The 8,845-nt window shown below is 71.7% G+C and carries 6 protein-coding genes and 1 pseudogene; 4 read left to right on the top strand and 3 right to left on the bottom strand.

The features are described from left to right. A pseudogene (locus tag ACFUJR_RS37865) lies at positions 1 to 83 on the top strand (transposase); the annotation flags it as partial. Positions 84 to 240: 157 nt separating this feature from the next. On the opposite strand, the gene ACFUJR_RS37860 reads toward ACFUJR_RS37865, so the two are convergent. Continuing rightward, positions 241 to 1,737 (bottom strand): hypothetical protein, encoded by a 1,497-nt coding sequence (locus ACFUJR_RS37860; protein WP_383179659.1) that lies wholly within the window; start codon positions 1,735 to 1,737, stop codon positions 241 to 243. Between the two features lie 234 nt (positions 1,738 to 1,971). On the opposite strand from ACFUJR_RS37860, the gene ACFUJR_RS37855 reads away from it, so the two are divergent. The 3 genes from ACFUJR_RS37855 (at position 1,972) to ACFUJR_RS37845 (ending at position 7,697) form a co-directional block, all read left to right on the top strand. Further along, the gene (locus ACFUJR_RS37855) at positions 1,972 to 3,096 is read left to right on the top strand and encodes an aminoglycoside phosphotransferase family protein (protein WP_383179656.1); all 1,125 of its coding nucleotides are present in this window, start codon (positions 1,972 to 1,974) and stop codon (positions 3,094 to 3,096) included. Between the two features lie 329 nt (positions 3,097 to 3,425). Continuing rightward, positions 3,426 to 5,348: an N-acetylmuramoyl-L-alanine amidase gene (locus ACFUJR_RS37850; RefSeq protein ID WP_383179653.1), complete on the top strand. Its 1,923-nt coding sequence runs from the start codon at positions 3,426 to 3,428 to the stop codon at positions 5,346 to 5,348. Positions 5,349 to 5,507: 159 nt separating this feature from the next. Continuing rightward, entirely contained in the window at positions 5,508 to 7,697 is a 2,190-nt protein-coding gene (locus ACFUJR_RS37845; RefSeq protein ID WP_383179650.1) for a germacradienol/geosmin synthase, read from the top strand. Between the two features lie 33 nt (positions 7,698 to 7,730). Here ACFUJR_RS37845 and ACFUJR_RS37840 read toward each other — a convergent pair whose 3' ends face one another. Together ACFUJR_RS37840 and ACFUJR_RS37835 are read right to left on the bottom strand one after the other, a co-directional pair. Then, positions 7,731 to 8,096 carry an RNA-binding S4 domain-containing protein gene (locus tag ACFUJR_RS37840; protein WP_383179647.1) on the bottom strand — a complete coding sequence of 122 codons (366 nt, stop codon included), beginning with the start codon at positions 8,094 to 8,096 and terminating at the stop codon, positions 7,731 to 7,733. Between the two features lie 16 nt (positions 8,097 to 8,112). Further along, positions 8,113 to 8,613 carry a hypothetical protein gene (locus tag ACFUJR_RS37835; protein ID WP_352189247.1) on the bottom strand — a complete coding sequence of 167 codons (501 nt, stop codon included), beginning with the start codon at positions 8,611 to 8,613 and terminating at the stop codon, positions 8,113 to 8,115. Positions 8,614 to 8,845: the final 232 nt, after the last annotated feature.

Below are 8,845 nucleotides of genomic sequence, written 5' to 3'. Positions count from 1 at the left end.
TCCGCCGCTACATCATCTGGCGAAACCGCCACGCCGACGACCGGCACCTACGCGCCGTCGTCGACAGGGCGAACGTTGCCTGATGCGGCACTAGCTCCGCGCAGACCCGGGTCCACGGGCCGCGGTGCCACCCCGCATCGGCGTGCGAGAGCGAGAACCCGTGGCGAGCACCGTTCAGGAGGGCATACCGGCAGACGCCGGTGTGCCCTTTTCTCGTACGGTCGGGAGTCGGGCCGGCCCTCAGACCCCGCGGGCCCTGGGCCGCTTGGTCGTCGGCTCGGGCAGCGCGAGCGCGAGCTCCTCGCGCAGGTCCTCGATCTTGGCGTAGCCGGCGTACTGCCCGGTCAGCCGGTACATCTCGCGCAGCCGGTCCCAGGTGCGGTGGGACGAGGTCTCGCCCATGGAGACCAGGGCGAGCCGCGCGTACCGGTCGGCCTGCTCCGGGTCGTCGGCGATGAAGCAGGCCGAGGCGAGAGAGATGTAGTCGAAGAGCTTGGACCGGTTGTGACCGCTCCGGCGCAGCTCCAGGGCCAGTTTGGCGTGACGCTGCGCGGGCACGGCGGCAGCGGGGTCGTGTTCGGCGAGTGTGCGGTAGGCGAGGGCCTGCATGCCGTGCATGTCGGCGTCGTCGAAGTTCTGCATCCAGCTGGGCGGCGGCACGTCCGACCGGTCGGAGACGAACAGGTCCTCTGCCTCGCCGAGCGTACGGCGCATGGCCTGCCCCTTGCCCATGGACGCCTGCGCCCACGCCTCGATGGTGTGCAGCATCGCCTGCGTGCGCGGCAGAACCTCCTCGCCGGAGCCGGACTTGGCGAGCTTCATCAGGTCGAGGGCGTCGTCGGGGCGGCCCAGGTGGACCATCTGGCGTGCCGCGCGGGACAGGGCTTCCCCGGCGCGCGGCCGGTCACCGCCCTCCCGGGCCGCGTGGGCGGCGATGACGAAGTACTTCTGGGCGGTGGGTTCCAGGCCCACGTCGTGGGACATCCAGCCCGCCAGGACTGCCAGGTTGGCCGCGACGCCCCAGAGGCGGCGCTGGAGGTGGTCGGGGTGGCGGTAGGCGAGCATGCCGCCCACCTCGTTCAACTGGCCTACGACCGCCTTGCGTTGGAGGCCGCCACCACGGGACGCGTCCCAGGCCCGGAACACCTCCACCGAGCGCTCCAGTGCTTCGATCTCCTCCGACCCGATGGGGGCGGCCTCGTAGCGGTCGAACCCAGCGGGGTCGGCGTGGAGTGGATCGTTCGCACGGGGGGCTTGCGCGGCGGCGCGTGCGGGGTCGGTGTGGAGCCAGTCGTGCATGGCGCTGCTGAGTGCGGAGCCGGCGGCGAGCACGGCGCCCGCGCCCACCAGGCCGCGTCGGTTGAGCATGAGGTCCATTCCCGTGAATTCGGTGAGGACCGCTGCCGTACGCTCGGGCGCCCAGGGCAGCCCGTCAGGGTTGTCGGTGTTCCTGACGTTCTGCCGTCTCCCGGCACGCCCGTGTCGTACGAACCCGAGGTCCTCGATGGTCACGACACGGCCGAGTCGCTCGGTGAACAGTGCAGCCAGCACCCGGGGTACGGGGTCGCGCGGGGTTTCCCCCATGTCGATCCACCGCCTCACCCGTGAGGTGTCGGTCGACAGTTGCGGATGGCCCATGGCCGCCGCCTGCCGGTTGACGAGCCTCGCGAGCTCTCCCTTGGACCAGCCGGCGAGGCCGAAGAGGTCTGCCAGGCGGGTGTTGGTCTGTCCGGTCACGTCTAAGCCCCCAGGTTCTCGGCTGAGTTGACAGTAGCCCCCTGTCATAGGGCTGGCGACTATTCGCCAGGCTTCGCCAGGGTGCGCCCGATGTTCCGCCACCCGCGCCACGGTGTCAGGTAGGAACGCGCCACCCCGCCCCGGCAACCGGCCCACATTCCCCAGGGTGCGGCCCGGAGGTCGGGCGGGGCGACGCACGCAACTCGTCGGCGCACGAAGGGATCTGTCTCCTCCATGTACACAGCATCGTCCTCCGTGTCCGCCCCGCCCCGGCCCCAGCACCGTTCCGTTCCGGTCGGCAGCGGACCGTACCTCGCCCCCGTCGTTCCGGCGGCCCGCGCGAGGCGATGGGCGGGCAGTGCCGCCCAGCCGCTCAGCGGAAGAATCGACCTGTCCGGCCCGCAGGGGGCCCAGGTGCGGATGGCCATCGCGTCCGTCCACCGGATCTGCCCGGAGTTCAACCCCGTGCAGGTCCTGCGGCGGAGCGGACGTTCCGTACTGATCGTCGGCACCACCGGGCGCGCCACGGCCGTCGCGAAGTGTTTACTGGACCACTCCCCCGCGTGGGTCGAGCGGTTCCAGCACGAAATAGCTGCCTACCGCTCCTTCGTCCGGCACCGCCCCCCGGTGCGAGCACCCCGGCTGATCGCCGCGGACCCGGAGAACTGCACGCTGGTGATCGAGCGGATGCCGGGACGGGCGGCGGCGCTGACGCGCCACCCCGTCGAGGCTCCGCCCCGCACGGACCTGCGCGCCGCGCTCGGCGCGATCGCCCGGCTGAACGCCTGGCGGCCGCCCGCCGGCACCTTCGACGCGCCTCTGGACTACCCGTCCCGGATCGCGCGCTACCACGAGCTGGGTCTCTTCACCGACCGTGACCGGGACGACCTGCAGAAACTGCTGCACGGGCTTGCGCATGCCGGTGGCCGCCAGGGCATGGGCCAGTTCTGCCACGGCGACGCCCTGCTCTCCAACATCCTGCTCTCGCCCACGGGCCCGGTCCTGGTCGACTGGGAGCACGCGGGCTGGTACCTGCCGGGCTACGACCTCGCGACGATGTGGTCGGTGCTCGGTGACGCACCGGTGGCCCGGCGGCAGATCAGTCAGCTCGCCCAGCAGGCGGGGCCGGCGTCCCGGGACGCCTTCCTGGTGAACCTGATGATCGTGCTGACCCGCGAGATCCGTACGTACGAGACGGCGGTGCAGCGCACCATCAGGGAGGCACCGCCCGCCGGTTCGGTCCCCGTTCCCTCCGGCGCGGTCTCGCCCGGTGAGGAACAGCGGCGGCTGCTGCGGCGGCTGCACGACGACTGCGCCATGGCACGGCGGGCCGTGCGCGCCGCGGTCGGTACGCGCTGAGGTCGCGCCGACCGTTCCACGGGGGTGGTGACACGCCGCGCGCCCGGTGCCGACACACCGGGTGCGCGGCGTTCCGCCGTTCGCCGCGCCCGCCCATTGGTCCACGCCACTGACGCGCCGCAGGCCCGCGCGCCGCCGTCGCGAAACTCCGTGAGACAGCCTCGGCATCCTCTCTGACTGGGGAACTTCGCTGCAGGTCAGAGTGATTGACGGAGCGTCCGGAAGCCGATACCCCTGTACGGGTCCGGCCCCGCACGCCCCCTCATCACCCCTGGTACCTGGAGGCTGCCTTGCACCGTTCCGCGTCGCGTAGACGGGTTCCCCGCGCGGTGGGCGCCGCGGCGTCCGCCGCCCTGCTCCTCCCTCTTCTGTCGGCCGCGCCGTCGGCCACGGCCGAGCCGGTGGAACTCGGCTCGCTCCAGCGGCAGTTCGCGGAGGCCGCCCAGCGCCAGGGCGTGCCGCACAACGTGCTGCTGGCGGTGTCGTACCTCCAGTCCCGGTGGGACGCGCACGGCGGCGCCCCCAGTGTGACCGGCGGCTACGGCCCGATGCACCTCACGGACGCGGCGACCGCGCTGGCCGAGGCCCCGCACCATTCGCACGGCGAGGAGGACGCGCGGGGCGACGGTTCCCGCGGGCCGCGGGCGGCCTCCGAACCGCGGACCGCACCGCCCGCTCCGGCGCAGTTGCCGGAGCGGCTGAGGACGCTGGACCGGGCGGCCGCGTTGACCGGGATCCCGGCGCGGGAGCTGCGGACCAGCACCTCGGCGAACATCGAGGGCGGGGCGGCGCTGCTCGCCGCCGCCCAGCGCGCCTCGGGCCGGCCGCTCAGCGCCGACCCGGCCGACTGGTTCGGCGCGGTGGCGCGCTACTCGGGCGCCGACGACACGGCGACGGCCACGACGTACGCGAACGACGTGTTCGACGTGATCCGGTCCGGTGAGTCCCGGCGTACGGACAGCGGGCAGGTGGTCACGCTGGCCGCGGACACGGACCTGGTGCCCGAGACCGGGCAGGTGACGTCGCTGGGGCTGCGTACGGCCGACACGGAACGGACCGAGTGCCCGCGGACGGTGGCCTGCGAGTGGATCCCGGCGCCTTACGAGGAGTTCGGGGACGGGGACTACGGCAACCACGACAAGGCGGGCCGGCCCTCGTCCCAGTCGATCGAGTACATCGTCGTCCATGACACCGAGGCGACCTGGGACGTCACGCTCCAGCTGGTGCAGGACCCGACGTACGTGTCGTGGCAGTACTCGCTTCGCTCGTCGGACGGCCACGTCGCCCAGCATCTGCCGCTGAAGGACGTCGGCTGGCACGCGGGCAACTGGTTCGTGAACGCCAAGTCGGTGGGCCTGGAGCACGAGGGCTTCCTCACCGCGCCGGACTCCTGGTACACGGAGGCGATGTACCGCGCCTCCGCACGTCTGGTGCGGTACCTGGCCCAGCGGTACGACATCCCGCTCGACCGGCAGCACGTCCTCGGGCACGACAACGTGCCGGGCACGACGGCGTCGACGATCCGCGGGATGCACACCGATCCGGGGCCGTACTGGGACTGGGCGCACTACTTCCGGCTGCTCGGCAGGCCCTTCACACCGACCGCGGGCCCGGACGCCGGAGTGGTGACGATCCGTCCGGAGTACACCGCGCACCGGCCGGTCTACACGGGGTGTACGAAGGCGGGCGAGGCGTGCGCGCCGCACGGCAGCGGCGCGGTCCGGCTGCACACGGCGCCGGACGCGGACGCCCCGCTGGTGAAGGACGTCGGGCTGCGGCCGGACGGCCAGGACTCGACGACCGGGGTCGACGACACCGGGGCGCGGGCCTCGACGGGCCAGCAGTACGCGGTGGCCGAGCGGCGCGGCGACTGGACGGCGATCTGGTACCTGGGTCAGAAGGCCTGGTTCCACGACCCGAAGGGGCGGCGTACGGCGGTGGACTCGCGGGGGCTGGTGCTGACCCCGAAGGAGGGTCTCGCGGAGGTCCCGGTGTACGGGCGGGCCTACCCGGAGGCTTCGGCGTATCCGGCCGGAGTGCCGGTCCAGGCGGTGTCGCCACTGCCGTACAAGCTGCTCGCGGACCAGTCGTACGTGGTGGGCGGCCGCACCCCTGGCGAGTACTACTTCGCTCCGGCGTTCGACACCGCGAGGCATCGGGTCGTCCGGGGCCAGGAGGAGTACTACGAGATCCAGTTCGGGCATCGGGTCGCCTTCGTGAAGGCGGCTGACGTGCGGGTCTTCCGGGCCTGAGCGGCACCCGGCCGGAGCGTGGAGGGGTGTCGCCGGAGGAGGGGGCCGGCTACACCCCTTCGCCGTTCATATGACTACTTCCGGTGCCGCGTGGGTCCCCCGGGCCGGGGGTAGGGCTTGGCCGGTCGACGCCCACGCTCATCGAGAGGCCCCGCACGCATGGCTCAGCCCTTCGTCCTGCCGGATTTCTATGTCCCGTATCCGGCGCGGCTCAATCCCCACGTGGAGACCGCTCGCACGCACACCCGGGAGTGGGCGCGGGAGATGGGGATGCTGGAGGGCTCCGGCATCTGGGAGGAGCACGACCTCGACTCCCACGACTACGCGCTGCTCTGCTCGTACACCCATCCCGAGTGCGACGCCGAGGCGCTGTCCCTCGTGACCGACTGGTACACGTGGGTCTTCTTCTTCGACGACCACTTCCTGGAGGTCTTCAAGCGCACCCCGGACCGGCCGGGCAGCAAGGCGTATCTGGACCGGCTGCCGCTGTTCATGCCGCAGGACCCGTCGGCCCCGGTGCCCGAACCGACCAACCCGGTGGAGGCCGGCCTCACGGACCTGTGGCGGCGTACGGTCCCGTCGATGTCCGCCGCCTGGCGGGAACGGTTCGCCGCGGCGACCGAGGCGCTGCTGTACGAGTCCCTGTGGGAGCTCGACAACATCGACGAGGGTCGGATCGCCAACCCCGTCGAGTACATCGAGATGCGCCGCAGGGTGGGCGGGGCGCCCTGGTCGGCCGGACTCGTCGAGTACGCGGCGGCCGCCGAGGTCCCGGAGCAGGTCGCGCACGCCAGGCCGCTGCTCGTGCTGCGCGACACGTTCTCGGACGCGGTGCACCTGCGCAACGACCTCTTCTCGTACCAGCGGGAGGTCGAGGACGAGGGCGAGAACAGCAACGGTGTGCTCGTCCTGGAGAGGTTTCTCGGCTGTTCGACGCAGGAGGCGGCAGATGCCGTCAACGACCTGCTGACCTCACGGCTGCACCAGTTCGAGAACACGGCGCTGACCGAAGTCCCGGGCCTGTGCCTGGAGAAGGGGCTGACTCCAGCGGAGTGCGCGGCGGTCGCGGCGTACACGAAGGGGCTGCAGGACTGGCAGTCGGGCGGCCACGAATGGCACATGCGCTCCAGCCGGTACATGAACGAGGGCCTGGACACCGGGACTTCGCGCTACGAGGGGGTCCTCGGGACCTCGGCCCTGGACATCACGACCCTCTTCGGCCGCCCCGCGGCCGCCCGCCTGCGCACCCTGACGCACGTCCCGCACCAGCAGGTGGGTGCGTCGCGGCTGCCCGACTTCGACCTGCCCTACCCGCTGACGGTCAGCCCGCACCATCTGGAGGCGAAACGCCGGTCCGAGGACTGGGCGGAACGGATGGGGCTCCTGGACGACATCTGGGACCGTCCGATGATGGAGGGCTTCGATCTCGCGCTCTGCTCGGCGGGGCTCGACCCGGACGCCACGGTGGAGGAGTTGGAGCTCAGCGCGGAGTGGCTGACCTGGGGGACGTACGGCGACGACTACTACCCGCTGGTCTTCGGACGGCCGCGGAATCTGATCGGCGCGAAGGAGTGCACCGAGCGCCTCAAGTCCATGATGCCGGTGGCCGATCCGGACGCGGCGCGGGGATCGGCCGTGAGTCCGCTGGAGCGTTCGCTCGCCGATCTGTGGACGCGGACCGCGGGGCCGATGAGCGCGGACGCCAGGGCCCGGCTGCGGGGCGCCATGGACGGGATGCTCGACAGCTGGATGTGGGAGCTGCACAACCAGGCGCAACACCGCGTCCCCGACCCCGTCGACTACATCGAGATGCGGCGCCGCACCTTCGGCTCGGAGATGACGATGCTGCTGTGCAGACTGCGGCGTACGGACGGGTTGCCGCCCGGGATCTTCGACAGCGGCACGGTCCGGGCGCTGGAGAACTCGGCCTCCGACTACGCAACCCTCCTCAACGACCTCTTCTCGTACCAGAAGGAGATCGAGGTGGAGGGCGAGGTCCACAACGGTGTCCTCGTCCTGCAGAAGTTCTTCGACTGCGACTATCCGACGGGCGTGTCGATGGTCGACGATCTGATGCGCGGGCGGCTGCGCCAGTTCGAGCATGTGAAGAGGCACGAACTGCCGTTGCTGTACGAGGACTTCGCCCTGGACGCGCAGGGGTGCGCGGCCTTCGAGGCGTATGTGGGCGAGCTGGAGGACTGGCTTGCGGGAATCCTCAACTGGCACCGGAGCGTGCGCCGTTACGGCCCTGACGACGTGCGCTCCGGCAGTGGTACGTCACTGGCCCTGCGGGGCCCGACCGGCATCGGCACCTCGGCTGCCCGGCTGACCGCACTGTTCGCGCCGTAGGCCACGGGAAGGGGCTCGCGCGCGGTCGCCCGCTCAGGCGGGGCGGCCGCGCAGCTGGTCCAGTTCGCGGCGCTCACGCTTGGTCGGACGGCCGGCGCCGCGGTCGCGGAGGGCGGCCACGGCCACGTGCTCGCGCGGGGGCGGCGGCGGGCTGTTGTCGACGTACGCCTCGGCGGCGACGGGCGGGCCGACCCTCTTGGTGAGGAGCTGTTTGACCTCGACGATCCGCTCCCGGCCGCCGTGGAAGAGGCGCACCTCGTCGCCGGGCTTCAGCGGCTGTGCGGGCTTGGCACGGTCACCGTTCACCTTGACGTGCCCGGCCCGGCAGGCGGCGGCCGCCTGCGAGCGGGTCTTGGTGAGGCGGACCGCCCAGATCCAACTGTCGACGCGTGCGCTCATCGGCCCCCGCCCCTCGTCAGCCCTGCTGGAACAGCTCGGCGGGCAGTGGCTTGAGCAGCGCGTACAGATCGTCGGTGATGGGTCGGTCCCAACTGGCGATCGTCACGAGGACGTTGTCGCTGCGGTCGAACTGCACGCAGGCGATACGGCTCTCGGAGAGCTTCAGTCGGCGCACGATCAGCAGGTTGTCTCCCTGCATCACCGGCATGTCCTCGGTGTCGAGCACCTCGACGGGCTCGTCGTTGTCCAGCGCCGCGAGGAGCTGGGCCACCTCGAAGGGGATCTGGCCCTCGGCGAGCTCGCGGGCCGGGGAGCCCTCCGGGAGGTTGCCGATGATCATCGCGGGACCGCGGCCGCCGAACAGGTCGTAGCGCAGGAAGACGCCCTGGCAGCTTCCGTCGGGTGCGGGCAGCAGGCCGGCACCGAGATTGCCGGGCCAGTCCCCCGGGTCCATGGCCAGGACGTCGAAGTCCGGGCCCGCGGGTGTGGCGGCGCTGCGGCGGCGGAGGAAGGACATACGGCCATGGTACGTGCCCCGGCGGCCACCGCGACGCGCCGGGGCGGGTCCGGCCGAGGGGTGCCGCGACACGCCGGGGAGGCCCCGCCCGACGGGACCGCGACGCCCACACAGACGGGACCGCGACGCCCACACCGGGGGGTGCCTCTATGTCCTTCGTCAAGGCGCCCGTGTCGGGTTTGGGGTGGTTCAGGGTTGTTAGGGTTATGCGGCGAGCTCGATGTCCTTCGGC

The sequence above is a fragment of the Streptomyces sp. NPDC057271 genome (genome assembly GCF_042668715.1).
Taxonomy (GTDB): Bacteria; Actinomycetota; Actinomycetes; order Streptomycetales; family Streptomycetaceae; genus Streptomyces.
This window is presented reverse-complemented; position numbering and strand designations above follow the sequence as displayed.